We start from the raw sequence: 26,131 nt of genomic DNA on the forward strand, positions 1-26,131 counted from the left end.
GGGGGTGTGAGCTCTGGGGTGGGGTGGGTTTTGTTCGGGTGGGGATCAGATTGGGGCGGGTGGGGATCGGGGTGGTTGTTGGCTTGGTTCGGGTGGGACCGGTTCGGGTGGGGTGTTGACCGGTCTGGGGCGAAGTGGGGTCCGGTGGGGTGGGCTCGGATTTTTCAGGGTGGGGCGGATACGGCGGGTTCGGGTTGCGCGGCTCCGTTGCGGCTTCGGTCGGCTGGTGGCTTCAGGGCTGGGCCGCGTTGATCGGAATCCGATCCGACGAAGTGGGAACCGGACCGGGCCGACCGGTGTACCAAAAGTGACGGCTTCGCCACATGGCGCTACAGCAGATCGCGCAGGGAACGGTCTCGGACCATGAGGGCGGCCTGCTTGTCGGGCAGGTCGACCTCGGCGGAGAACCGAAAACCGGCGCTCAGAAAAGCAGCTACGGAAGGGGTGTTTCGGATGTCTGGTTCCGCGAGGATGCGGGCGCAGGCGGGGCGGTTGTCGAGTACGAGGTCGGCGACGGCCCGGAGCAGGCCGCCACCCAGGCCTCGTCCTCGGTCGGTGTCGTCGCCGATGAGCAAGTGGATGCCGGTGTCGTGGGGTCGGGCGGGGTAGTGGCGGGCCAGGGGATCGAGGTCCGCCCGGTAGATCTCCCAGTAGCTCATCGGGGTGCCGTCCAGCACGCCGAGACAGGGGACGCTGCGTCCGTCGCCGGTGAGTTGGGTGCGCAGGTGGTTCTCGGTCAGAGCTTGAGGGCCGGCTAGTTCCCAGAATTCTGCGACTGCAGGGTAGTTCATCCAGCGGTGGATTAGGGGGAGGTCGCGTTCGATGTGGACGGGGAGGAGGTGGAAGGGGCCTGCGGGGGTGGAAGTTAGGCCCCAGTCGTCGATGTGGTCTAGGAGGTCAGCCTCGCCATGGGCGGCTGGGTCGGGCATGGGCGCGCGGTGGTCTTTCTCGGCGCAGAGCGCGAAGAACTCCTCGGGCAAGCGGAGGTTGAGGGTGTTCTCGCAGTCCCTACTTGGACTCTGGTTGGCGCTCGCACTCGCCGATGCCCTCGGGCTAATGCCGGGGTCAAAGCCCGGGACGGCCACGGAGTCGGCGCTCGCTTCGATGGGAGACACAGTCACGCTCCTCTCAGGAGTTGGGGTGGGTCATGTTCCTTAGGGGCGAAGGGAGTTGGACGGTCGGCATTGATTCGTGAGGCCCGGGCTCAAAGGGAGTCGGCGGCGTCCGGAGCCAACGACGGTGGCGGTAGCGGTAGCGGTAGCGGTCAGGAGGAAAGGGGGTTCGCGATGGTGACGTAGACGGACTGGGTGTCGACCGGGCCGATGAGTTCGTCGAGGCCGTGCAGTCGGGTCAGCAGGTTGGCCTTGCACCGCAGGACGGGTGAGTCGAGAAGGCGGGCAGGCAAGGAGGTGCGGAGTCGGGCGGGACAGGTGGCCACGTCAACCAGGAAGCGGCGGAAGGCAGAGAGCAACAGCCGCTCGTCGGCGAGGCGTTGAGAGCCGAACGCCCCGATGAGGCCGAGCACGTTGTTGATGGCGAGGTAGTACGCGAAGCGTTCGTCGGTGACCTCGTCGGAGACGAAGGTGTCGCTGTGCTCACCGATACCGGGGAGCCGCGCGTCGAGTTCCGCGCGTCGGGATTCGCGGAAGTAGTAGCCCTGGTTGTCGCGGTAGCGGCCGCCTACGGGCCAACCTTCACCGTCCAGCAGAAGCAGCGTGTTCTGCTGGTGCGCCTCCAGCGCGATGCCCGCCTCACTGTCCAGCCACAGCACGGGACGTACGACCTGCTCCAGATAGCGCAGGAACCACTCGGCGGCGACCGCGCCGCGTGGTCGGCCGGTCCGCGCGGCGAGGTCCGTGATGACTTCAGCTAGACGGGACCGCAACAGCGGTGCGCCGGATGCGGGGTGGCTGGTGTGCGGAGTTGGTGGCAGTCCCTCGATGGCAGCGCTCCGGCGGGCGTACGGCCGAAGTGAGACGAACCCGGCGACGCAGGAGACGTCGTCGGACGGGCTGAACGGGTTGTGCCGGATCACCACGTCGATGCCGGCCAGGGGCACGCGGGCATCCTGCTCAGCGCGGCCACCACGGTCCGAACTGCCGTGGCCCAGGCGGAACCCGTGCGTACCTGGCCCCGCGCCACGCTCCCCCGAGCCGGTGCCGCACTCGTCCAACCCGGCCAGCGCGGCCAACGCGTCGACGGCCAGCCACGCCGGGTCGCGGACGATGTCGAAGTCTGGGTGGGCGGCGCGCCACTGCTGGGAGAGGCCGGTGCGCAGCAGGCGGTGTACCTCGACGCCGCGGTGGAGTTCTTTGCGGAGGTTCTCACGACGGGAGTTGGTGATGCGGAGGCCCAAGGACAACTTGAGCATGGCGGGGGCGCCGGATTGGTGGACGGTTCGTACGGAGGAGGTGGGGTGCCACGGGGCGCCATGGGTACCGAGGTCCCGGAGCAGACCGGCATCGAGCAGAGCGGAGACATCGGCTCGGTGTTGGATCTCGCGCCACTGCCAGGGGTGCAGGGGCAGGGCGGCGTGGCCCTCCGGCAGAGGCAGTTCGGGGCCGGCGAGTCGGGCCGTGAGATGGGCGGCGGGGACAGGGCGGCCGCGTTCGGTCCAGGCCGAGTCGGTGGCGAGTACGGAAGGGGCGACAGCCAGCCAGTGCAGGGGGAAGGAGCCGCGCAACTCCGGTGAGTACAGGCGGGCTTCGGCGTCGGAGAGGCCCTCGCGGCTCTTCGGGGTCGGGTGCAGAGGGTGTCCGAGCAGGAGAGCCTGTTCCGCCGAGAGGAAGAGGTCGGGATCGTCGGCCGGGTGGGCACGGCGTTCGGTGATGAAGGTGACGGTTCGGCGGACGGAGTCGGCCACGCGGGCCACGAGGTCGGTTCCCGTGTCCGGTACGGGTGCCAGTGCTGCTGTCGATGCCGTTGCCCCTGTAGCTGCGACCAGCTCGTCAACAGGCAGGCAAGCGGCGGAATTTGCCGATCCGCCAGCAGCCCCGGCATCGCAGCCAGCCTTTTGCGACGCCTCTCCCTTGAAGGATCCGTCCGCGATATCGCTGACCGTCCCGGAGCCGCCGTCGCGCGCAACCGTCTCCCTGGCGAGCAACGCCGCGACGGTCACCGCGTCGACCGGTGGTGCGTCGGAGGGAGCAGTGGACAGGTACGGAAGGCCGAAGCGGTGCCAGCCCGTCGGGGACCAGTAGTGGACCTGGGCGAGTAGGGCTGTGCCGCTGGCGGGGAGGGGGATGTGGAGGGTGCCGTTGGTGGGGGCGGGGAGGTTCGTTTCGCGTACCCAGCAGCGCAGGAGGTTCTCGACGGCCGCGGCCTGGGCGGCGGTGTGGGGGTCGGGGTGCTCCAGAAGGTCGGAGGTTGTGCCGCGCGGCTGCTCCGCTTCCGGGTTCTGGGGCCGCTCGACTTCCGGGCTGCGGGGCTCCTGCCGAGGAACGGACTCGGCCGACGACGCCGCCGACGCCGTCAGGGACTGCGTGTGGTGAGGGCTGGCCTCGTGGGAGTTGCCGTCAGGGGTGGGTGTGGGGTTCAAGACTGTTCCTCGGAGGTGTTTCGGAGTGGGAAGCGTGTGGGGTCGAGTCCCGGTGCTCTGGTGGGCGTTGAGTTCGGTTCTTCTGCAACTGGTTCTGGGGATCAGTCGAGTTGATGTCTGGGAGGCGCTGCGCCCTCTGGAGCAGTCGCCTCGGGACACGGGTCTAACCGCCAATGCCGCCACCACTACCTCCGGTCCGGCCACCGGCGACAGCCTCCACCGCGCCGTACAGCCGGTCGATGACCGCAGCCGCCTGCTCGTCGGTGATCGTGAGGGGTGGGAGGAGGCGTACGACGTTTGCGTGGTGACCGGCGAGTTCGACGATGAGGCCGCGGCGGAGGCACTCCTGTTGGACTGCGGCGGCGAGTTCGGCGGCGCGGGGAGGGGCCGAGGGGCTCCTGCGCCGGGGGCCAACTACCCCGTCAGCAAAGGTGCCTTGGTCCGTCACCGCCCTCTCACCGGCAAAGGCACCCTCAACCTCTGCAGCACCCACTCCCAATCCGACTACCGTGCCCGTTCCCTCCCTGCCCACGAACTCGACCCCGATCATCAGTCCCCATCCCCGCACGTCCCCCACGCACGCGAACTCCGCGACCAAACGGCGGAGTTGGCCCAGCATCCGCGCCCCGATGTCGGCCGCGCGACCGGCGAGGTCGTTCTCGCGGACGTATGTGAGGGTCGCGGTGCCGGCGGCCATGGCCAGTTGGTTGCCGCGGAACTCGATTGCGTGGGCGCGGGGCTGGCCGACGTCGAGGTCGTTGCGGTGGACGATCACGGACAGAGGCAGGCTGCCGCCGATGGCCCTGGAGAGGACCATCACGTCAGGCGTGACGCCACTGTGCTGGACGGCCCAGAAGGCGCCGGTTCGACCGACGCCGGTCTCGCTCTCGTCGACAATCAGCGGGGTGGAGTGCGTGGCGGTGATGTGCCGGATGCGCCGCATCCAGTCGTCGGGGGCCGGGATCACTTCGCCGTCGCCCTGGACGGGTTCGAGGATGACAGCTGCGGGTTTCAGCAACCCGGACTTAGGGGCATCGAGAGCGAAGTCCGCCCAGAGGGAGCTCAGTTCACCGCCGTACACGCCGTCGGGGGCGGGCAGACTGCGGCAGCCATGCGAGGCGGGAAGGCTCCCCGCGCGGGCGCCGAATGCGTCCCCGGACCCCTGACGCACGACAGCGGTCACTCCCTGCTGGCCGCCGGCAAAGGCGAGGATCTCGGTGCGGCCGGTCGCGGCCCGGACGAGTTGGAGCGCGGCCTCGACCGCGTCGATACCGGCAGGTCCACAGAACCGCACGCGGGCGTGGTCGGCGAGTCCGGGCGGCAACGTGCGGAGCAGCTCGGTGACGAAGTCGTCCCTGACGGGCGTGGCGAGGTCGTAGGCGTGCAGCGGGGCGCCCGAGTCGAGGACGCCGCGGATCGCTTCCAGGACCACGGGGTGGTTGTGCCCGAGGGCCAGCGCGCCGCCGCCCGAGGCGCAGTCCAGGTAACGGCGGCCGTCCGCGCCCTCGACGGTCAGGCCGCGCGCCCGTACCGGCACGATGGGAAGGGCCCGCGCGTAAGTCCGCGCCGCCGCCTCACGCACCGCGTGCCGCCGCAGAATCCCCTCGTACCCGTCACGCACCGGGTCACGGCGCGGAGCGTTCCCGTACCCGTACCCGTCACGCACCGGCTCACGGCGCGGAACGTGCCCGTGCGCGCCCCCCGTCGGCTCACGCCCTGGGACATCCACGCGCCCCTCATCTGCCGACTCACCACCCGGGGCGCCCCCGCACCCGTCACGCGCAGCCTCACCACCCGAGGCAACAACCCCAAACCCGTCACCCGCCAAGTCCCTACCCGACGCATCCTCGAACCCGCCACGCGTCACCCCACTACCCGACGCATCCCCGAACCCGTCACACGTCGCCCCACCGCCCGAGGCAACCCCGAACCCGTCCCCCGTCGCCTCGCAACCCGGAACATCCCCGCCCCCATCCCCATCCCCACCCCGCATCAGCTCACCGCCCGAAGCACCCCAGCCCACGTCCCGCGCCCGCTCACAGCCCGGGTCATCCCCGCCCCCCTGACCCGCCGACCGAACCCACAGAGCGCTCTCACTCCGCCCGACCTCCAACTCCCAACTCCCGCCCGTGGCCGCCCACATGTTGGTCACCCGCCGCCCATCCCCCAAGACACCCTCCCGCGCTCCCACCACCGAGGACACACCAACGACTCCCGGGCCCCGCCCACCGCCGCAGACCCACATCCCCCAACGGGGGCCCACGCACAGCCGCAGGCCCAGACCCGACTCACCCACAGCCACCCCTCCCCCCGGCCGCCCACAGCCGAGTTGAGGCCTCGCATCGCCGCCGGTGCAGTCGCCACGGGCACAGGGGCCGGCGTATCGACAGCAGACCGCCCACCGCTACCAACACCCCACCCCGCACCGGGTTACGGGTTGCCTCAAGATCCTTGCCGTAGCTAAACCGTTGCCGTTCCGTGGGAAGTCGCCCACAGCGAGCGCATAGTGTGTGGTGCCGTTCCGTAGGTCGTGAGTTCGGCGTGGACCCGCAATGGGGTCCGGCTGAGATCACCGTCGGAAGCGCACCGTCCGTTCACCCAGGGGGAGTCAAGACCATGCGATCGATACGGCCGTCCTTCAGCGCCCGTCGTGGGAGGGGCGCGCGGCGCGGAACCTCCCCCGTGCTGGCCGCCGTTGCCCTCGCCTCGGCGCTCGCGCTGACCGCGACCGCGTGCGGTTCCAGTGACACGAAGGCCGATGGGCAGTCCACGGCGTCCGCGAGCAGCAGTGACACCGGTGACGGCAAGATCAAGATCCCGGACGACATCAGGGAGAAGCTCAAAGAGCGCGGGATCGACATCGACAAGTGGAAGGGCGGCGCCTGGAAGAACTGGAACAAGGAGGACTGGCTGCGCGAGGCCGACGACTACATCAACCCAATCATCAAGGGGCTGTGGAGTTCCGGCCGGATGCAGGGCGCCGACGACCCGGACAAGGGCGTCGACACCAACGACATCTCCGGCGACCAGGGAGTGACCGACCCGACGCCCGCGGTGGTGGACGCGAAAGCCGTGTCGCCCACGTACCACGCCAACGCGGCGACGGCGGGCAAGGTGTTCTTCGACTCCCCCGAGGGCACGATGGTCTGCTCGGCGACGGTCGTCGAGGACCCGGCGCACCCGGGCAAGTCCAACTTGGTCTGGACGGCGGGCCATTGCGTGCACGCCGGCAAGAAGGGCGGCTGGTACCGCAACATCGCGTTCGTGCCGTCGTACAACAACTCGGGTCGTTCGGCAGCGCAGTTGGAGACCGCGACCCGCGAGCAGGTCGCTCCCTACGGCGTCTGGTGGGCGGACTGGGCGCGGACCTCGCAGCAGTGGATCGACCAGGGCGGTGAGACGGGCGGCCAGGGTTCGTCGTACGACTACGCAGTGATCCATGTGACGCCGGAGAAGGGCAACGGGGGCAAGTCCCTTGAGGAGACGGTCGGTTCGGCGCTGCCGGTGAACTTCAACGCGCCTGCCGTGCCGAAGGTGTCCACCCTCACGGCGACCGGCTACCCGGAGGCGAAGCCGTACGACGGTTCGACGCTGTACCAGTGCACGGACAAGCCGGGGCGGCTGTCGATCAACGTCTCGGACCCGACGATGTACCGCATCGGCTGCACGATGACCGGCGGTTCGTCCGGCGGCGGCTGGGTCGAGACGGGCTCCGACGGCAAGCCCGCGCTGGTCTCCAACACCTCGATCGGCCCGGTGACTTCGGGCTGGCTGGCGGGCCCGCGGCTGGGCGATGTGGCCAAGGGTGTGTACGACTCGGTCAGCAAGAAGTTCGCCGGACAGTAGGCGCGGGGGCAGGCACAGTCGGGGGACAGACGCGGGCGGGGTGTCTCACAGGAACCTCACCGCCTCACCGGCGTTCGTCCCCAACTCCCCAGGCATAGTGGGGTGTCGCTGCACGCTCACTGGCACCCGATCGGCCAGAGAGACCAGCAGCAGAAGACCAGTAGTTTCCACGGGGGTAATCGCACCATGCGTTCCACAACCACGTCCGCGACCGATCCGCACGGGCGGCGCACCGTTCTGGCCGCCGCCTGTCTCGTCGCGGCCCTGTCGCTCACCGCGACCGCCTGCAACGGCGACGACTCGGCGAGCGACAAGCCCACCGCCACCGCCACGCGGACCTCCGGTCAGGACAAGGCCCGGATTCCGTCGTCCGTCGCCGACAAGCTCAAGCGGCACGGCGTCGACGTGGACAAGTGGGCCGACGGCGGCTGGAAGGACTGGGACAGGGACAAGTGGCTCAGTTCGGCCAAGGACTTCGTCAATCCGGTGATCAAGGGGCTGTGGAAGCCCGAGCGGATGAAGTCCGCCGACGAGGCCAACAAGACGGTCACGACGAAGGACGCCGCCGCCGACCAGGGCATCAGCGACCCTGAGCCGACGCCCGTCGACGCCACGGCCGAGAAGACGCCGTACCACCAGAACGCGGCCCCGGTCGGGAAGGTCTTCTTCGACTCCCCCGAGGGTTCGATGGTCTGCTCCGGGACGGTCGTCAAGGACGTCAACCACCCCGGCAAGTCCAACCTCGTCTGGACGGCGGGCCATTGCGTCCACGCGGGCAAGGACGGCGGCTGGTACCGCAACATCGAGTTCGTGCCCTCGTACAACGATCTCGGTGAGTCCGCCGCCCAGTTGAGGAACGCCTCGGCGTCGGAAATAGCTCCCTACGGCCAGTGGTGGGCGGACTGGGCGTCGACGTCGAACCAGTGGATCCAGGGCGGTTCGGAGACAGGCGGCGCGGGTGCCGCGTACGACTACGCGATCCTGCATGTGAAGCCGCAGTCCGGCTCCAAGTCCCTTGAGGAGACGGTCGGTGCCGCGCTCGACATCGACTTCTCGGCGCCCTCCGCGGCCCAGGCCGGCTCGATGGGCGCCTGGGGCTACCCGGCCGCGCCGCCGTACAGCGGTCTGAAGATGTTCAAGTGCCTTGACCGGCCGGGCCGGTTGTCGCTCGACACGACCCTGCCGACGATGTACCGCATCGGCTGCACCATGACCGGCGGTTCGTCCGGCGGCGGCTGGTTCCGCGTGGTCAACGGCAAGACCGAGCTGGTCTCCAACACCTCGATCGGCCCGACCGACAACACCTGGCTCGCGGGCCCCCAACTCGGCGCCACCGCCGAGTCGCTCTACGAGAACATGAGCAAGACCCACGGCGGTCAGTGACCCCGCACACGCATCCGCTCACAGGCACCCGCACACACGCGTGCATGCCGAAGGCCCGCCCCCGGGAAACGAGTTGGGGGCGGGCCTTCGGGTTGTTCCACGGCCGTCTGCAACGGCCACGGCCTTTGCTGCGACCATCTCCGCGGCCACAGCTTTTGCGCTACGACCGTTTCGACGACGTCCGCTACGACCCGTCAGGCCAGCGGTGCCGGGACGTACGGCGCGAACTCCGCCGCCAGTTCCTCGTGCACCCGGACCTTGAGGTGGGTGCCCTCCGCGGTGTGCTCCTCGGAGATCACCTCGCCCTCGGAGTGGGCGCGGGCGACCAGCTTGCCGTGGGTGTACGGCACGAGCGCCTCGATCTCGACCGAGGGGCGCGGCAGTTCGTTGTCGATGAGCGCGAGCAGCTCGTCGATGCCCTGGCCGGTGCGGGCCGAGACCGCGATGGAGCGCTTCTCGTTCCGCATCAGGCGCTGGAGCGTCAGCGGGTCCGCCGCGTCCGCCTTGTTGATCACGACGATCTCGGGCACCTTCGTGGCGCCGACATCCCGGATCACCTCGCGTACGGCGGCCAGCTGCTCCTCCGGGACCGGGTGCGAACCGTCCACCACGTGCAGGATCAGGTCGGCGTCGCCGACCTCCTCCATGGTGGAGCGGAAGGCCTCGACCAGGTGGTGCGGCAGGTGCCGGACGAAGCCGACGGTGTCGACCAGTGTGTACAGCCGTCCGCCCGGGGTCTCGGCCCGGCGCACGGTCGGGTCGAGGGTGGCGAACAGTGCGTTCTCCACCAGGACGCCCGCGCCCGTGAGGCGGTTGAGCAGGGAGGACTTGCCGGCGTTGGTGTAACCGGCGATCGCGACCGAGGGCACCTTGTGGCGACGGCGCTCCTGGCGCTTGATGTCGCGGCCCGTCTTCATGTCCGCGATCTCCCGGCGCATCTTCGCCATCTTCTCGCGGATACGACGCCGGTCCGTCTCGATCTTGGTCTCACCGGGACCACGGGTGGCGAGGCCGCCGCCCGAGCCGCCGCCCATCTGACGGGACAGCGACTGACCCCAGCCGCGGAGCCTCGGCAGCATGTACTGCATCTGCGCGAGCGCGACCTGCGCCTTGCCCTCTCGGGACTTGGCGTGCTGGGCGAAGATGTCGAGGATCAGGGCCGTACGGTCGATGACCTTGACCTTGACGACGTCTTCGAGGTGGATCAGCTGGCCCGGGCTCAGCTCACCGTCGCAGATGACGGTGTCGGCGCCGGTCTCCAGGACGATGTCCCGCAGTTCGTTCGCCTTGCCGGAACCGATGTAGGTGGCCGCGTCCGGCTTGTCACGGCGCTGGACGACACCGTCGAGCACGAGCGCGCCCGCGGTCTCCGCGAGGGCGGCCAGCTCGGCGAGCGAGTTGTCCGCGTCCTGGACCGTGCCGGTGGTCCAGACGCCTACGAGTACGACGCGCTCCAGGCGGAGCTGTCGGTACTCGACCTCGGTGACGTCCTCGAGCTCGGTGGAAAGGCCGGCGACGCGGCGCAGGGCCGCGCGCTCGGAGCGGTCGAACTGGTCGCCGTCCCGCTCTCCGTCGATCTCGTGGCTCCAGGCGACGTCCTCTTCCATCAGGGCATCGGCCCGAAGACCTTCGGGATAGGCGTGCGCGAAGCGCTCAGTGTCCTGGGAAGGGGAAGAAGAGGAGGTCATTGGGTCCTTACGTCGATGGGAGTCCTGCAAAGGTCATAACGTGCGAGTGCCTCCGGAGATTCCCGGCGAATCCGGAATCCCGATGGCTGCCCGGTGTGTACCGGTACCCGCGCCGCCGACCTGAAGATGGTCGCACGGCGCGGATCGCCACGTCACTGCCTTATTCACTGCCCCTGGCCGCGCTGTTTCACCGGTGCCTGCGACTTCCAGTCCGGGTGCCCCGGCATCGGCGGGGTCTTCGCGTCGTAGAGCCAGGCCTTGAAGAAGTCGCTCAGGTCGCGGCCGGAGATCGCGGAGGCGAGTTCCTCGAAGTCCGCGGTGGTGGCCGTGCCGTCGTGGTGGATGTGGACCCAGCTGCGCTCCAGGCGTTCGAAGGCCGGGCGGCCGATCTCCTGGCGCAGGGCGTAGAGGGCGAGGGCGGCGCCGTCGTAGACGTTCGGGCGGAAGATGCCGATCTTCTGGCCGGGTGCGGGCACCTTGGGCAGTGCGGGCGGTCCGCCGGCGGCGCGCCAGCGGTCGGAGGCCTCGTAGGCGGCCTTCATGCGGGTCTCCATGGGCCGGTGCGCCTTCTCCTCGGCGTACAGCTCCTCGTACCAGGTGGCGTGTCCTTCGTTGAGCCACAGGTCGGACCAGGTGCCGGGGCTGACGCTGTCACCGAACCACTGGTGGGACAGTTCGTGCACCATGATCGACTCGACGTACCACTTCGGGTAGGCGGGCTCGGTGAAGAGATCTCTCTCGAAGAGAGAGATCGTCTGCGTCTCGAGTTCGAAGCCGGTGGACGCGTCGGCCATGAGCAGCCCGTAGGTCTCGAAGGGGTACCGGCCGACCTTGCTCTCCATCCAGGCGATCTGGTCGGGGGTCTTCTTGAGCCACGGTTCGAGCTGCTTGGCGTCCTTGGCGGGGACGACGTCCCGCATCGGCAGGTCGTGCGGCCCGGTGCGGTGCAGCACGGCGGAGCGGCCGATGGACACCTGGGCGAGTTCGGTGGCCATGGGGTGCTGTGTGCGGTAGGTCCAGGTGGTGTTCCCGCCGGCCTTGTCGACGCCGGCCGGGAGTCCGTTGGCGACGGCCGTGTAGGCGTTGGGGGCGGTGACCCTGATGGTGAACATCGCCTTGTCGGAGGGGTGGTCATTGCACGGGAACACCAGGTGCGCTGCGTCGGCCTGGTTGGCCATCGCGAGCCCGTCCTTGGTGCGCACCCAGCCGCCGTCCTCGCCCTTGGCGGACACGGGGTCGCTGGTGTGCCGGACGGTGATCCGCGTCCAGCTCCCCTCGGAGATCGGCCTCTCCGGAGTGACGACCAGGTCCTCGTCGGCACTGGCGAAGTCGGCGGGCCGCCCGTCGACCTCGACCGAGTCCACGGTGCCGTGCGCGAAGTCGAGGTTGATCCGGTCCAGCGTCCGGGTCGTCCACGCGTCGATGGTGGTGACGGCCTGGAGGGGCTTGCTGTTGCTGCCGGGATACGTGAACGAGAGGTCGTACGACGCCACGTCGTAGCCCGGGTTGCCCAGGGTCGGGAAGAGACGGTCACCGACTCCCAGGGGCGTGGGCGGCGCGCTCGCGGCGACGAGGCAGACGGACACGGCGGAGGCGAGCAGCGCCGCCTTCAGTCGTCGGGAGTTCCTGGTGCGCGACCGGGGGGCCGGATCGCCGGAGCCGGTGCGGGGGACGCCGTTGCCGGTCGTGCCGGTGCGGGGGGTGAGCAGCATGCACCACCGCTACCAGCGCGCGCGTGCCGTACGGCGACGACTCGCGACCGGCCCACTCGAACGGGGTCTTCCGGGGCCTCACAGCGGACGCACGTCGCAAAAGGCTCCTCTAGCCACGCGCTGCAAAGGCCCCACCAGGCGCACGTCGCAAAAGCACCTCTACAGGGGAGCCAAAAACTGAGCGCACACCCCAAGAGGCCGGTTTCGAAGCTCGCGCCCCGCTCAGAAGCCCGACGTCTGGTGATGCTGCGCGCGGCTCACGTCGTAGACGCCCGGGACGTTGCGCATCGCCCGCATGAGGGTCAAGAGGTGGGCGGCGTCCGGGAGTTGGAGTGTGTAGGTGTGGCGGACGCGCTGCTGGGTGGGGGGTTCGACGGTCGCCGAGACGATTTCCGCGCCCTCCAGGGCGATCGCTTCGGTGAGGTCGGCGAGCAGATGCGGGCGGCCGAACGATTCGGCTACCAGCGTGACCCGGCACTCGGTGGTGTCCCCCCAGCGCACTCCGACCTCCGCGCGCCCCACGCCCTTCATATGCGCCACCGCGCTGCACTCCACACGGTGGACGGTCACGACCCCGCCGCGTACGGAGAATCCGGTGACCTCGTCGGGCGGTACGGGCGTGCAGCAGCCGGCGAGCCGTACGGTCGCGCCGGGCTGGTCGACCACGGGGGTGGCGGGGGCGTCCAAGGGGGGCGCGACGTCTTCGGCGGCGGGGGGCGCCGTGCGGACGCTCCGTGCCCTCTCGTCGGCCGCGGCGCCCGCTCCGTCGTCACTTCCCGGGTGCGCGGTGATCCAGCGCTGGATGGCGATCCGGGCGGCAGGCGTGTGCGCGTGCTCCAGCCACTCCCTGGAGGGCTCGGAGGCCGGGTCCTGGCCCATGAGCAGTTGGACGGTGTCGCCGTCCTTCAGAACCGTGCTGAGGGTCGCCAGGCGGCCGTTGACGCGGGCGCCGATGCAGGCGTGGGCGTCCTCGCCGTACTGCGCGTACGCGGCGTCCACACAGGTCGCGCCGTCGGGCAGGCCCAACGTGCCGCCGTCGGGCCGGAACACGGTGATCTCGCGGTCCTGGGCGAGGTCCTCGCGGAGCGTCGACCAGAAGGTGTCGGGGTCGGGCGCGCCCTCCTGCCAGTCGAGGAGGCGGGAGAGCCAGCCGGGCCGGGTGGGGTCGGCGCGCTCGCCGTCGTTCGCGGCCTGTTGCTCCTCCGAAGGAGGAGCGTAGGGATTGCCGAGCGCGATGACCCCGGCCTCGGCGACCTTGTGCATCTGGTGGGTGCGGATGAGGACTTCGACGACCTGGCCGTCGGTGTGGGCGACGGCGGTGTGCAGCGACTGGTACAGGTTGAACTTGGGGACGGCGATGAAGTCCTTGAACTCCGAGACGACCGGCTTCAGGCAGGTGTGCAGCTCGCCGAGGACGCCGTAACAGTCCGCGTCCTCGTTCACGAGCACCAGGAGGCGGCCGAAGTCGGCGCCGCGCAGCCGGCCGCGCTTGCGGGCGACGCGGTGCACGGAGACGAAGTGCCGTGGCCGGATGAGGACTTCGGCCTGGATGCCGGCGTCGCGCAGGACCCCGCGTACCTCGTCGGTGACCTCGGCTAGCGGGTCGTCCGCGCGGGAGGCGTTGTCGACGATCAACTCGCGTGTGTGGTCGTACTCCTCGGGGTGGAGGATCGCGAAGACCAGGTCCTCGAGTTCGGTCTTGAGCGCCTGGACGCCGAGCCGTTCGGCGAGCGGGATGAGGACATCGCGGGTGACCTTGGCGATGCGGGCCTGCTTCTCGGGGCGCATCACGCCCAGGGTGCGCATGTTGTGCAGCCGGTCGGCGAGTTTGATCGACATCACGCGGACGTCGCTGCCGGTGGCGACGAGCATCTTGCGGAAGGTCTCCGGCTCGGCCGCGGCGCCGTAGTCGACTTTCTCCAGCTTCGTGACGCCGTCGACGAGATAGCGCACCTCGGCGCCGAACTCCTCGCCGACCTGATCGAGCGTCACTTCCGTGTCCTCGACGGTGTCGTGGAGCAGGGAGGCCGTCAACGTCGTGGTCTCCGCGCCGAGTTCGGCGAGGATCAGGGTCACGGCGAGCGGGTGCGTGATGTACGGCTCGCCGCTCTTGCGCATCTGGCCGCGGTGCGAGGACTCGGCGAGCACCCAGGCGCGGCGCAGCGGTTCGAGGTCGGCGTCGGGATAGTGGGCGCGGTGGGCCTCGGCGACATGGCCGATGGCGTCCGGCAGCCGGTCGCGCGCGGTGGGGCCGAGCAGGGCGGCCCGGCCGAGCCGGCGCAGGTCGATCCGGGGGCGGGCCTTCCTGCGGGGCACTGTGTTGGTCACAGGGCCTGGGGTCGCAGGGTTCGTGGCCTCCGCACTCATGGGCACCTCCGGCTGCTTGACCGGCGGACGGATGCCCCATGGCGTACTCGGCTCAGGGGATCTTCGCTCCCCCGTCCGGGCCGGTGCTTGATGCTACCGAGCCCACCACGTGCGACTGACCGCCTCTCGCCGAGCGTGAAACGGATCACCCATTCGAGCGAAGGTCGGAAGGTTTATGGTTTTGCGCCACGGCGTACGAGGTCAGCCGTGCTTTCGAGCCGCACCGGACGCCGGAGTCTTTGATTCACGGCACCCGAGGCGGCCGGGACTGCGTTTCACCCATTCAGCGGATGGCGTTTTCCAGCCACTCCGCATCGATCTCGCCTTCGGCGACGATCACCGCGGGACCGGTCAACTCGATCTCTCCGTCGGGCCGCTCGGTGATCACGAGCGTTCCGCCGGGCACATCGACGGTGTACGTCACCTGCGTCCCGGTGACGGCGGGGTCGGCTCCGTCCCTCCGCGCGGTGGCCACGGCGACCGCGCACGCGCCCGTGCCGCACGAGCGGGTCTCGCCGGCGCCGCGCTCGTGCACGCGCATGGCGACGTGCCGGGGGCCGCGGTCGACCACGAACTCCACGTTGACCCCGTCCGGGTAGGCGGCGGCCGGGCTGAAGGGCGGCGGGGCGTACAGGTCGCCGGCGTGCGCGAGGTCGTCCACGAAGGCGACCGCGTGCGGGTTGCCCATGTTCACGTTCCGCGCGGGCCAACTGCGGTCGCCCACGGTCACCTTGACGTCCCCTTCGGGGAGACGGGCCTTGCCCATGCCGGTGGTGACGTCGCCGTTCTTGGCGATGTGCATGGTCTTCACGCCCCCGCGCGTGGCGATCGCGAAGTCACCTTCGGCCACATGACCGGCGCGCTGGAGATAGCGGGCGAACACACGGGTGCCGTTTCCGCACATCTCCGCGATCGAGCCGTCGCCGTTGCGGTAGTCCATGAACCACTCCGCCTCGGCCGCCATGGCGCGCGCCTCGGGATGCGCGGCGGACCGCACCACATGCAGCAGTCCGTCGCCGCCGATGCCCGCGCGGCGGTCGCACAGGGCGGCCACGGCGGCCGGGGACAGGTCGATGGCGTTCTCGGGGTCCGGGACGATCACGAAGTCGTTCTCGGTGCCGTGCCCCTTGAGGAAGGCGATCCGCGTGCTCATTCCTCGATCGTACGGGGTGCCTACGACAACCCGACGATCACGGTGACCGGCCGCGGCGGCTAGCGGAGCCTGGCCACGCGCCACACGGCGAGGACCACCACCGCGCCCACCACCAGGGCGTACGCGATGACGACCCGGTAGTCCGGGCGGCCCCCGGAGCCGCGCTGCGGGAAGCCGGGCCAGGTGGAGCCGACGCGGCGGGCGGCCATCATGCCCCAGCCGGCCGCGCAGGAGCAGATGAGCAGGCCGAGCATGGCGATCACGGCCCCGCTGTCGCCGAAGTCGAAGGCGAGCGGGAAGGCGAACATCAGGGAGCCGACCGCGGCCAGGGCCACGATGGGCGCGAGCTGCCAGATGCGGAGACGGCGCTGCGGCCGCAGCTCGACCTCGACCTCGGGTCCGGCGAACATCTCGTCGGGCCCGGGACCGTCGGCGGTCACACCGCCCTGGATCTCGTCCGGGCCGTCCGGGCTCAGCCTGCCGTCGCCCTCTTCCGGTTCACCACGGTCCGCGGTGACCTGCTCAGCGCCTTCTGCGGTCTCGCGAGGGCCGGCCTCCATCGCCACGCGCCCTCCCAACTCGGACTCCACTTGGTCGATCGAAGCTCGATGATGGCACGCCCCCGGAGGCCGAAACGGCGGCCGGAGCGTCCCGATGCCATGACGTGATCAGGCTGTGACCGGTCGTTCGACCAACGCCAGTGCCAGGTGCGGAAGTTCTGTGAGATCCGCCGCAGCCCCACTCAACCAGTGCACCCGAGGATCGCGCCTGAACCACGAATCCTGACGGCGCGCGAAGCGCTTGGTGGCACGCACGGTCTCCGCACGCGCCTCCTGCTCCGTGCACTCCCCCGCGAGCGCCGCGAGCACCTGCTGGTAGCCGAGCGCGCGGGACGCCGTGACCCCCTCGCGCAGGCCGCGCGCCTCCAGCTCCCGCACCTCGTCCACGAGGCCCGCGCTCCACATCCGGTCGACCCGGCGCGCGATGCGCTCGTCGAGTTCGGGGCGCGCCACGTCGACGCCGATCTGGACGGTGTCGTAGATCGAGTCGTGGCCGGGGAGGTTGGCGGTGAAGGGCTTGCCGGTGATCTCGATGACCTCCAGGGCGCGGACGATACGGCGACCGTTGCTCGGCAGGATCGCGTGCGCGGCCTCGGGGTCGGCGGCGGCGAGGCGGGCGTGCAGGGCGCCGGAGCCGCGCAGGGCGAGCTCCTCCTCCAGGCGGGCGCGGACCTCGGGGTCGGTGCCGGGGAACTCCAGGTTGTCCACGGCGCCGCGCACGTAGAGGCCGGAGCCGCCGACCAGGATCGGCCAGCGCCCCTCGGCGAGCAGGGCGTCGATGCGCTCGCGGGCGAGCCGCTGGTACTCGGCGACGGACGCCGTGACCGTCACGTCCCAGATGTCCAGGAGGTGGTGCGGGACGCCGTCGCGCTCCTCGGGCGTCAGCTTGGCGGTGCCGATGTCCATCCCTCGGTAGAGCTGCATGGAGTCGGCGTTGACGACCTCGCCACCTAGGCGCTGGGCCAGGAAGACGCCCAGATCGGACTTTCCGGCCGCGGTCGGTCCGACGACGGCGATGACTCGGGGGGCGGGGGGTGCGCTGCTCACACTCCCAGTCTCCCAAACGTCGGACCCTCGCCTCGAACGAGTTACGTGACAGCACACGCGTGGGGTCGTTGCCGTTGCGAGGTATCCCGCCGCCGGTTTCTGGAGGCGGTGACCCAGGCGACGCAAACGGACGCACCGGGCTACGCGGGATTTCGCCCGCACGAGTAACGTATGGAGTTGATATGGGCGTTTTTGACCGGATTCTTCGGAGGTCGAAGGCTACGGAGGAGGCGTCGACCGCCGAGGCGGTGACCGACACGGAGACGGCCGAGGCACCGACCGCCGAGGCGGCGGACGAGGTGTCGGGGACCGAGGCGGGGGCAGGGGTCGAGGAAGCGGCGGGGACGACGGCGACGGAGGCCGTCGCGACCGCCGGATCCGCGGACGCTGCCGACGGCGTCGAAATCCCCAAACAGCAGTCCGCCGAGGTGGCCGCCGACAACGAGGCCGGTGAGGGCGCCCGCACGTAATTGCCCCGCGTGGGAAGGTGAACCATGGGTCTGATGGACAATTGGAAGGCCAAACTCGCCCCGGCGAAGGACAAGGTCTCGGGCCTCGCGCAGCAGCACGGAGGCAAGATCGAGAACGGCCTGGACAAGGCCGCGAAGATGGTCGACGAGAAGACCAAGGGCAAGTACAGCGACAAGATCCAGACCGGCACGGGCAAGGCCAAGGACGCCATGGACCGCTTCGCGCACAAGGACGACGGGACGGGGAGCGCGGGGAGCGCCGGAAGCGCGGGACCGGGGGCGGGGGGCACGACGCCGCCACCGCCGGGCTCGACTCCGCCGGCTCCCTGAGCGGCACCTGCACAGCGATCGGCGGACGGCCGAGGGGCTTAGGGCTCCTCGGCCGTCCGGCGTTTCGTGAGGCGGAGGGGACTCGGCGGGGGCGGTTCGGATTGCGGGCCGGGGTGGTTCGGATTGCGGGCCGGGCCGGTTCGGATGCTTGAGGGTGAGGGGGGCGGGTGGGGTCGGCTCGGACCGGGGTGAGTGGGGTCGGTTCGCAGCGAGGTGAGTGAAGGCGGTGCGCGGGCGCTACGGCAGCCCTCGGGGCCCGCCGCCTGTCCCGCACCGCCTGCCTTTCGTACCGCCCGTCAGCCGCGCTGCCCTCCACCCGGCACCCGCCCTCTGCGCGACGGCTGCGGCGAGCGGTGCGCGTCTGCGCCCAGGCGCAGGTGTCCGTCACCTCAGCCGCCCACCGTGGGCTGCCTCCGCTGCCCACTCCCCCGCCACCACCTAGGCCGCCGTCCCCGCCCTGCTCAGGCGCAACACATGGCACGCGGCGCCACCTTCGGGCCGGCGCAACCCGAACCAAACCGCACCCGCACCCGCACCCGTACCCGCACGGACAACGCGAAGCTCACGCCATGCCCCCCACAAGCGACGGCCGACCAGACCCACGCCAAGGCCACGCCACGGGCTCAGCGCGCCGGGCAAGCGCACCGGCACCCGCCCCGGCCACAGCCCCGCCGCCCCTCTAGCCCGCCCCGCCCCGGCCTCGCCTCGCCTCGCCCCGCCCCGCCCCGCCCCGCCCCGCCCCGCCCCGCCCCGCCCCTACGACCAGGTAGCAACCACGTACCCAACCCCATACGGCGCGTCCTCGTACAACAACGCCCCGCCCAACCCCGCTCCCTCCGCCGCCCCCGCAAGGACCTGCCACGGCGCCCGGCCGGACGCCTTCAACTCGTACGCCAGCTCCGCGTCCAGCGCCTTCACTCCCGCCACATCCGCCGCGCCCAGCACCCGCGCGACCTCCGCGTCGAACGGTGCCGCCCGCTCGTCGAGATAGCCCGGTGCCTTCAGCGTCCGGCACGCGCTGGCGTCGCCCATCACCAGCAGCGCGACCCGGTCGGTCGGGGCGACGATGTTCCTCCCGGTTTGAATACACCGCTCGGGCTCGAGAGGTTCCCCTGCGCCGAGTCCTTCGATCGGGGCGTCGGACCACCCGGTCCGCTCCAGCAGCCACGCGGCGACGGCGAGCGAGGGCGGAAGTTCGCGCTCCGACACGGCGCCGGTCTCTGCCTGCCCGTCCCCGCCCAGCCGTACGTCGAGGTCCACGCCGAAGCCGCGAAACGAACCCCGGGTGCCCTGAGGATGCGGCCCGCGCCCGCTCTGCTCGGCGGGCCCGACGACCACCAGTCGGTCGGGCCGGGCGGCGGCGAGCACGCCCAACGCGTCGGTGCACGCGGCCCGCGCGACGGCCAGTTCCGGCGCGGCGCCGGCGGCGACATCGGGGACGAGAAGCGGCGGGCAGGGACAGACAGCGGCGGCTACAAGCATGGCCGGAACCCTAACAAGGCACCCCGGACAGGCCACGCCGACAATCCACAGGTCATGTCACACGGGCGCCCCCATCGCAGGGTCCACGTCCCGCGGGCATACCCGCCTCACTCGGCCACGCAGGCGCACGCCTCACACGGCCCCGCCCACACGGGCCTAACCGTCGCGCCCCCACCGTCACTCAGCAGGAGCGCAACGACACCTCAGTCACACCCGCAACCGCTCCCCGTAGCGACCGCCAGCGGCGCCGGCGCGCCGATCTTCGGGAGGCCCAGCATCACGCCGGCCGGCTTCGCGGCCTCGGCCGCGTTGCGCTTCTCCCACGCGTCGCCCGCGCGCGTGCGGCGCACGTTCAGGGTGGGGCCCTCGGCGAGGAGGTGGTGCGGGGCGGCGTAGGTGATCTCGACCGTCACCACGTCACCGGGGCGGACCTCCTGGTCCGGCTTGGTGAAGTGGACGAGGCGGTTGTCGGGGGCGCGGCCGGAGAGGCGGTGGGTGGCGCCGTCCTTGCGGCCCTCGCCCTCGGCGACCATCAGCTCCAGCGTGCGGCCGACCTGCTTCTTGTTCTCGTCCCAGGAGATCTCGTCCTGGAGGGCGACGAGACGCTCGTAGCGCGCCTGGACGACCTCCTTGGGGATCTGGTTCTCCATGGTCGCGGCCGGGGTGCCGGGCCGCTTGGAGTACTGGAACGTGAACGCTTGCGCGAAGCGGGCCTCGCGGACCGCGTGCATCGTCTGCTCGAAGTCCTCCTCGGTCTCGCCGGGGAAGCCCACGATGATGTCGGTGGTGATGGCGGCGTGCGGGATGGCCGCGCGCACCTTGTCGATGATCCCCAGGTAGCGCTCCTGGCGGTACGACCGGCGCATGGCCTTGAGGATCGGGTCGGACCCGGACTGCATGGGCATGTGCAGCTGCGGCATCACGTTCGGCGTCTCGGCCATCGCGGCGATGACGTCGTCGGTGAAGTCGCGCGGGTGCGGGGAGGTGAAGCGGACCCGCTCCAGGCCCTCGATCGCGCCGCACGCGCGGAGCAGCTTGCTGAAGGCCTCGCGGTCGCCGATGTCGGAGCCGTACGCGTTGACGTTCTGGCCGAGCAGGGTGATCTCGGAGACGCCCTCGCCGACCAGGGCCTCGATCTCGGCGAGGATGTCGCCGGTGCGGCGGTCCTTCTCCTTGCCGCGCAGGGCCGGGACGATGCAGAAGGTGCACGTGTTGTTGCAGCCGACGGAGATCGACACCCAGGCCGCGTAGGCGCTCTCGCGCCGGGTCGGCAGCGTCGAGGGGAAGGCCTCCAGGGACTCCGCGATCTCGACCTGTGCCTCTTCCTGGACGCGCGCGCGTTCCAGCAGGACCGGCAGTTTGCCGATGTTGTGCGTGCCGAAGACGACGTCCACCCAGGGCGCCTTCTTCACGATGGTGTCGCGGTCCTTCTGGGCGAGGCAGCCGCCGACGGCGATCTGCATCCCGGGGCGCTTCGTCTTCATCGGGGCGAGGCGGCCGAGGTTGCCGTAGAGGCGGTTGTCGGCGTTCTCGCGCACGGCGCAGGTGTTGAAGACGACGACGTCCGCGTCCCCGTCCGAGCCCTCGGGGGCGCGCACGTAACCGGCACCCTCCAGGAGTCCGGAGAGCCGCTCGGAATCGTGGACGTTCATCTGGCACCCGTAGGTGCGCACTTCGTACGTTTTGACGTCCACTGCCCCGCTCCGGTCACCGCTGCTCATGTGACAAGGGTAGGCGGTGCCGGGAGTGACTCTCCCGGCGGCCGAGAACCGCCCCGGCTCACGTCAGGCGTCGCCCGCGTCCCACCCCTGCTTGCGCAGCACCCCGGAGACGTCCGGCGCTTCGTAGTGCTCCCCCTTGAGCACCTTGCCGTCGGCTCTGCGGGCGATCTCGCCGGCCGGGCCGATCTTGGTCATGTTGGAGCGGTGGATCTCGGCGATCACCGCGTCCAGGTCGACGCCGTGGACGAGGGCGGTGCCGTACGCGACGTAGACGACGTCGGCCAGCTCGTGCGCCAACTGGTCGAGAGGGCCGTGCACCGCGACCTCGGCGACTTCGGCGGCCTCTTCGGCGAGCAGTTCGCCCCGGTGGGCGGCTAGGGCGGGCGAGACCTCGGTGGGGGTGGTGCGGGCGTCGAGCCCGAAGGTCAGGTGGAATTCGCGGACCAGGTCGGCGGGCGAAGAACTCATGCCCCGACCCTAACGATCACCACTGACACCCCGGCCCGCCAGGCCCGCCCTGGTCAGCACCGCGCACCGGCTGGCAGGATCGCGCGCATGTTCAAGGTGTTCTCCCGTATCAGCAGGCGCCGGGCCCTGCAGGGCGCCGCGGCCGGTGTCGTCGCGTTCGGGCTGTTGCTGTGGTGGCTGCTGCCCCTGGGCGACGAGCCGCCGACCGGGACGATCACCTTCAGCACCGGGACCCCGCTCGGGGTCTATCAGGAGTACGGCAAGCTCCTGCGCACCGAGCTGGACAAGGACATGCCGGGCCTCAAGGTGAAGCTGGTGAACAGCGCCGGGTCGCAGGAGAACGTCGCGCGCGTGGCGACCGGTCACGCCGACTTCACCATCGCCGCGGCCGACGCGGTGGAGACGTACGAGATGGGCGGCAAGCCCGGTGCGTCCGAGCTGCGGGGGGTCGCGCGGCTCTACGACGACTACGTCCAGCTCATCGTCCCGCACGACTCGGACATCGACTCGGTGGCCGATCTGCGGGGCAAGCGGGTGGCCATAGGGCCCGATCGTTCCGGTGTGCGGCTGATCGCGGACCGGGTGCTCACGGCGGCCGGCATCGATCCGAAGAAGGGCGTCGAGCCGGTGCCGGCCGGTATCGACACCGGTCCGGATCTGCTCAGGCGGGGCAAGATCGACGCGTTCTTCTGGTCCGGCGGGCTGCCGACGGACGGCCTGAAGGACCTCGCCGCCCACTACTCGTTCCGGTTCGTGCCCATAGACGCCACCCTGGTCGCCAAGATGCACGAGCAGGGCGATGCCACCCGCTACTACCGCGCGACGAACATGCCGGAGTCGGCCTACCCGAGCATCCAACGCGGGTCCACGGTGCCGACGATCGCCGTGTCCAACCTGCTGATGACCCGGGAGGACCTGAACCCCCGGCTCACCGAGTGGATCACCAAGACCGTGATCAAGAGCCGGGACGGCATCGGCGCCCACGTGCACTCCGCGCAACTCGTGGACCTGAGGACGGCGATCTACACCGACCCCTTGGCCCTGCACGAGGGCGCCCGGCGCTACTACCGCTCCGTCAAGCCGTAGGCCGTAGGACCGCCCCGGACCGTAACGACCCCAGGCCGTCGGCCCGCGGCCCGTGAGGGCCCAACACAGGCCCCTGGAGGGCCCGTTCAGGCCGTCGGGCCGCTCCTGGGGACCGTGACCGTCACCTTGAGGCCGTGCGGCTCGTGGTGGGCGTACGTGAGGGAGCCGCCGCCCGCGGCCAGCAGGACCTGCGAGATGGACAGGCCGAGGCCGGAGCCCTTGATGTTCTGGTGGTGGCCGCTGCGCCAGAAGCGGTCCCCCACGCGCGCGAGTTCCTCCTCGGTGAGGCCCGGGCCGTGGTCCGCGACGACGACGGTCGAGGTCTCGCCGTTCGACGCGACCGTGACCTCCACGGACTCGTCCTCGGGCGTGAACTTCACCGCGTTGTCGATCACCGCGTCCAGGGCGCTGGACAGCGTGATCGGGTCGGCCCAGGCCGTGGTGGGCGGGCAACTGCCCACCAGCCGCACGCCCTTGGCCTCGGCGGTCGGCGCCCAGGCCGCGACGCGCTCGGCGGTCAGCGCGCCGATGTCGGTGATCCTGAGGTCGGCGTCCGCGTGCTCGGCCAGGGCTAGGTCGAGCAGGTCGTCCAGGACCTGGGTCAGGCGCTTGCCCTCGGTGCGGACCGAGGCGATCTCGTCGTTGTCCTCCGGGAGTTCGAGTGCGAGCAGTTCGATGCGCAGCAGGAGCGCCGAGAGCGGGTTACGCAACTGGTGCGAGGCGTCGGCGACGAAGGCGCGCTGCTGCTCCAGCACGTCCTCGACGTTGTCCGCCATCTCGTTGAACGACCGGGCCAGGCGCTGGAGTTCCGGCGGCCCGCCGGCGGCCGCGACCCGGGACTTCAGGCGCCCGGTGGCGATGTCGTGGGTGGTGGCGTCGAGGACGCGTACGGGGCGCAGGACCCAGCCGGTCAGCCGTAGGGCGGCGCCTACGGCGAGCAGCATCGCGGCGATCTCGCCCGCGCCGATCGTCAGCCAGCCGCGCACGGTGCGTGAACGCATCGGTCCGGTGGGCGAGTCGGTGACCACGACCGCGATGACGTCGCCGTCGCGGATGACCGGCGAGGCGACGACCAGGCGGTTGCGCTGCCAGGGCCAGACCTGCTCCGGGTCGTGGCTGCGGCGGCTGAGGAGCGCCTCGGCGAACGCGTCGCGCACCTCGCCCGTCTTGGGCACCAGGAAGTCGTCCGGGGCGTTCGCCATGGAGGTGTCGGTGCGGTAGAAGACGCCCGCGCGGATGCCGTAGACCTCGTAGTAGCTGCTGAGTTCGCGGTCCAGGGTCTGCTGGCGCTCGTCCGGGACGGTGTCGGCGGGGCGTGATCCCGTGGGCACGTCGGTGACGAACTGGGCGAGGGCCGCGAACCGCGCGGTGTCGTCGATGCGGTCGACGATCACCTTCTGCTGCTGGGCCGCGGCCACGCTGATCGCGAGCGGCACGCCGAGCGCGAGCAGAACGGCCGCCATCAGGACGATGAGCAGCGGGAGGAGCCGTGTGCGCACCCGTGCCCGCTACGCGGCCGGAGCGACGAGCCGGTAGCCCACGCCTCGTACGGTCTCGATCAGCGCGGGCATCCGCAGCTTGGCGCGCAGGGACGCGACATGCACCTCCAGGGTGCGTCCCGTGCCCTCCCAGCTGGTGCGCCACACCTCGCTGATGATCTGCTCCCGGCGGAAGACCACTCCTGGGCGCTGGGCCAGCAGCGCCAGCAGGTCGAACTCCTTGCGGGTCAGCTGGACGACCGAACCGTCCACGCTGACCTGGCGGGTGGGCAGTTCGATGCGCACCGGGCCGAGCCTGAGCGCGGTGTCGCCGTCGCCGCTCGCGTCCTCGTGGACGCTGCGCCGGCTGACGGCGTGGATACGGGCGAGCAGTTCCCCGGTGTCGTACGGCTTCACCACGTAGTCGTCGGCTCCGAGGTTGAGGCCGTGGATGCGGGAGCGCACGTCGGAGCGGGCGGTCACCATGATCACCGGGGTGCTGGTGCGCTTGCGGATCTTGCCGCAGACCTCGTAGCCGTCCTGGTCGGGCAGGCCGAGGTCGAGAAGGACGACACCGAAGACGTCGCCTTCGGGGACGAGTGCCTGGAGGGCCTCCTCGCCGCTGCGGGCGTGGGTGACGTCGAATCCGTGCCGCGCCAGGACCGCGGACAGAGCGGCGGCGACATGGTTGTCGTCCTCGACGAGGAGCAGTCTCATCCCGGCCCCCTCCGGTTCATCGTTCGTATGGTGTCGGCCTGTACAAAAGCATGTCTCACGCACGCGTGCACCCAGGCAGTCACGCTGATGGACGAAGACGCCGTCAAGTGGGTTCCGGTTGCTCGCCGCTTCCGTTATCCAGCCGGTACGCGTCCCGGCGTCCAGTGCTACGACACGTGTCCGATTGCTATCCGATCGTGATGCTCAGATCTCGCTCAGATGTGATGACGCTGGTCGTACGGCCTCACTACTGTCCTCCGCAACCGACGAGGACGGAGCCAGCAAGCGATGACCGAAGTATCGGTGGCCAAGGAAAATGTGGCCGCGACCGGCGAACTCGTCGTCCTGAAGAGCGTCAACAAGCACTTCGGCGCGTTGCACGTACTCCAGGACATCGATCTGACGATCGCCCGCGGCGAGGTCGTCGTGGTGATCGGGCCCTCCGGGTCCGGGAAGTCCACTCTGTGCCGCACCATCAACCGCCTGGAGACGACCGATTCGGGTTCGATCACGATCGACGGCAAGCCGCTGCCCCAGGAGGGCAGAGAGCTGGCCCGGCTTCGTGCGGACGTCGGAATGGTCTTCCAGTCCTTCAACCTCTTCGCGCACAAGACCGTGCTCGAGAACGTGATGCTGGGTCAGATCAAGGTCCGCAAGGCCGACCGCAAGCAGGCCGAGGAGAAGGCCCGGGCGTTGCTCGACCGGGTCGGCGTGGCCACGCAGGCGGACAAGTACCCGGCCCAGCTGTCCGGCGGTCAGCAGCAGCGCGTCGCCATCGCGCGGGCCCTGGCCATGGACCCCAAGGTGATGCTCTTCGACGAGCCGACCTCGGCGCTCGACCCGGAGATGATCAACGAGGTGCTGGAGGTCATGCAGCAGCTCGCCCGGGACGGGATGACGATGATCGTCGTCACCCATGAGATGGGCTTCGCCCGCTCGGCCGCCAACCGCGTGGTGTTCATGGCCGACGGACGCATCGTCGAAGAGGCCGTGCCGGACCAGTTCTTCAGCAACCCGCGCAGCGACCGCGCCAAGGACTTCCTGTCGAAGATCCTGCACCACTGACGACCGCCGGCCTTCGCCGG

The 26,131-nt window shown here is 70.4% G+C and carries 20 protein-coding genes; 6 read left to right on the forward strand and 14 right to left on the reverse strand.

The window, feature by feature from the left end; translation table 11 throughout:
- Positions 1-329 precede the first annotated feature (329 nt).
- The 3 genes from OHT77_RS12120 to OHT77_RS12130 form a co-directional block, all read right to left on the reverse strand.
- Positions 330-1,115 (reverse strand): GNAT family N-acetyltransferase, encoded by a 786-nt coding sequence (locus OHT77_RS12120; protein WP_443047991.1) that lies wholly within the window; start codon positions 1,113-1,115, stop codon positions 330-332.
- A gap of 149 nt (positions 1,116-1,264) precedes the next feature.
- Entirely contained in the window at positions 1,265-3,538 is a 2,274-nt protein-coding gene (locus OHT77_RS12125) for an IucA/IucC family protein (protein WP_328828297.1), read from the reverse strand.
- A 163-nt stretch (positions 3,539-3,701) separates the two neighbouring features.
- Positions 3,702-5,159: an aminotransferase class III-fold pyridoxal phosphate-dependent enzyme gene (locus OHT77_RS12130; protein ID WP_328828298.1), complete on the reverse strand. Its 1,458-nt coding sequence runs from the start codon at positions 5,157-5,159 to the stop codon at positions 3,702-3,704.
- 995 nt (positions 5,160-6,154) lie between these two features.
- Here OHT77_RS12130 and OHT77_RS12135 point away from each other — a divergent pair.
- A complete protein-coding gene (locus OHT77_RS12135) occupies positions 6,155-7,384 on the forward strand; it encodes a trypsin-like serine peptidase (RefSeq protein WP_328828299.1) in 1,230 nt (409 codons plus the stop codon).
- A gap of 186 nt (positions 7,385-7,570) precedes the next feature.
- A complete protein-coding gene (locus tag OHT77_RS12140) occupies positions 7,571-8,767 on the forward strand; it encodes a trypsin-like serine peptidase (RefSeq protein ID WP_328828300.1) in 1,197 nt (398 codons plus the stop codon).
- Positions 8,768-8,961: 194 nt separating this feature from the next.
- Here the strand turns inward: OHT77_RS12140 and hflX are convergent, their stop codons facing one another.
- The 6 genes from hflX to miaA all read right to left on the reverse strand — a co-directional run bounded on the left by hflX (position 8,962) and on the right by miaA (position 17,294).
- Positions 8,962-10,455, reverse strand: a complete 1,494-nt coding sequence (hflX, locus tag OHT77_RS12145) for a GTPase HflX (protein ID WP_328828301.1) — start codon at positions 10,453-10,455, stop codon at positions 8,962-8,964.
- 164 nt (positions 10,456-10,619) lie between these two features.
- Complete coding sequence (locus tag OHT77_RS12150; protein ID WP_328828302.1) at positions 10,620-12,167, reverse strand: M1 family metallopeptidase; 1,548 nt, start codon at positions 12,165-12,167, stop codon at positions 10,620-10,622.
- Positions 12,168-12,389: 222 nt separating this feature from the next.
- On the reverse strand, positions 12,390-14,534 hold the full coding sequence (locus tag OHT77_RS12155) for a RelA/SpoT family protein (RefSeq protein WP_328828304.1): 2,145 nt from the start codon (positions 14,532-14,534) through the stop codon (positions 12,390-12,392).
- A gap of 283 nt (positions 14,535-14,817) precedes the next feature.
- Positions 14,818-15,687: a diaminopimelate epimerase gene (dapF, locus tag OHT77_RS12160; RefSeq protein WP_328828305.1), complete on the reverse strand. Its 870-nt coding sequence runs from the start codon at positions 15,685-15,687 to the stop codon at positions 14,818-14,820.
- Positions 15,688-15,746: 59 nt separating this feature from the next.
- Positions 15,747-16,247: a hypothetical protein gene (locus tag OHT77_RS12165; protein WP_266776793.1), complete on the reverse strand. Its 501-nt coding sequence runs from the start codon at positions 16,245-16,247 to the stop codon at positions 15,747-15,749.
- Positions 16,248-16,355: 108 nt separating this feature from the next.
- Positions 16,356-17,294: a tRNA (adenosine(37)-N6)-dimethylallyltransferase MiaA gene (gene miaA / locus OHT77_RS12170; RefSeq protein ID WP_266773199.1), complete on the reverse strand. Its 939-nt coding sequence runs from the start codon at positions 17,292-17,294 to the stop codon at positions 16,356-16,358.
- Positions 17,295-17,476: 182 nt separating this feature from the next.
- Here miaA and OHT77_RS12175 point away from each other — a divergent pair, with 182 nt between their 5' ends.
- On the forward strand, positions 17,477-17,764 hold the full coding sequence (locus OHT77_RS12175; protein WP_328828306.1) for a hypothetical protein: 288 nt from the start codon (positions 17,477-17,479) through the stop codon (positions 17,762-17,764).
- A 24-nt stretch (positions 17,765-17,788) separates the two neighbouring features.
- Entirely contained in the window at positions 17,789-18,094 is a 306-nt protein-coding gene (locus OHT77_RS12180; RefSeq protein ID WP_328828307.1) for an antitoxin, read from the forward strand.
- 756 nt (positions 18,095-18,850) lie between these two features.
- Here the strand turns inward: OHT77_RS12180 and OHT77_RS12185 are convergent.
- The 3 genes from OHT77_RS12185 to OHT77_RS12195 all read right to left on the reverse strand — a co-directional run bounded on the left by OHT77_RS12185 (position 18,851) and on the right by OHT77_RS12195 (position 21,765).
- On the reverse strand, positions 18,851-19,576 hold the full coding sequence (locus OHT77_RS12185) for a class III extradiol dioxygenase subunit B-like domain-containing protein (RefSeq protein ID WP_328828308.1): 726 nt from the start codon (positions 19,574-19,576) through the stop codon (positions 18,851-18,853).
- A gap of 203 nt (positions 19,577-19,779) precedes the next feature.
- Positions 19,780-21,297, reverse strand: a complete 1,518-nt coding sequence (gene miaB, locus OHT77_RS12190; protein ID WP_328828309.1) for a tRNA (N6-isopentenyl adenosine(37)-C2)-methylthiotransferase MiaB — start codon at positions 21,295-21,297, stop codon at positions 19,780-19,782.
- A 63-nt stretch (positions 21,298-21,360) separates the two neighbouring features.
- Positions 21,361-21,765 (reverse strand): MazG nucleotide pyrophosphohydrolase domain-containing protein, encoded by a 405-nt coding sequence (locus OHT77_RS12195; RefSeq protein ID WP_328828310.1) that lies wholly within the window; start codon positions 21,763-21,765, stop codon positions 21,361-21,363.
- Positions 21,766-21,852: 87 nt separating this feature from the next.
- Here OHT77_RS12195 and OHT77_RS12200 point away from each other — a divergent pair, with 87 nt between their 5' ends.
- Positions 21,853-22,851, forward strand: coding sequence for a TAXI family TRAP transporter solute-binding subunit (locus OHT77_RS12200; RefSeq protein WP_328828312.1), 999 nt, complete (start codon positions 21,853-21,855; stop codon positions 22,849-22,851).
- Between the two features lie 86 nt (positions 22,852-22,937).
- Here the strand turns inward: OHT77_RS12200 and OHT77_RS12205 are convergent, their stop codons facing one another.
- Together OHT77_RS12205 and OHT77_RS12210 are read right to left on the reverse strand one after the other, a co-directional pair.
- Complete coding sequence (locus OHT77_RS12205) at positions 22,938-24,350, reverse strand: sensor histidine kinase (RefSeq protein WP_328828314.1); 1,413 nt, start codon at positions 24,348-24,350, stop codon at positions 22,938-22,940.
- Positions 24,351-24,359: 9 nt separating this feature from the next.
- Positions 24,360-25,046 (reverse strand): response regulator transcription factor, encoded by a 687-nt coding sequence (locus OHT77_RS12210; RefSeq protein ID WP_266773186.1) that lies wholly within the window; start codon positions 25,044-25,046, stop codon positions 24,360-24,362.
- A 288-nt stretch (positions 25,047-25,334) separates the two neighbouring features.
- On the opposite strand from OHT77_RS12210, the gene OHT77_RS12215 reads away from it, so the two are divergent.
- Complete coding sequence (locus tag OHT77_RS12215; protein WP_033286186.1) at positions 25,335-26,111, forward strand: amino acid ABC transporter ATP-binding protein; 777 nt, start codon at positions 25,335-25,337, stop codon at positions 26,109-26,111.
- Positions 26,112-26,131: the final 20 nt, after the last annotated feature.

This window comes from Streptomyces sp. NBC_00252 (genome assembly GCF_036187565.1).
Lineage (GTDB): Bacteria > Actinomycetota > Actinomycetes > Streptomycetales > Streptomycetaceae > Streptomyces.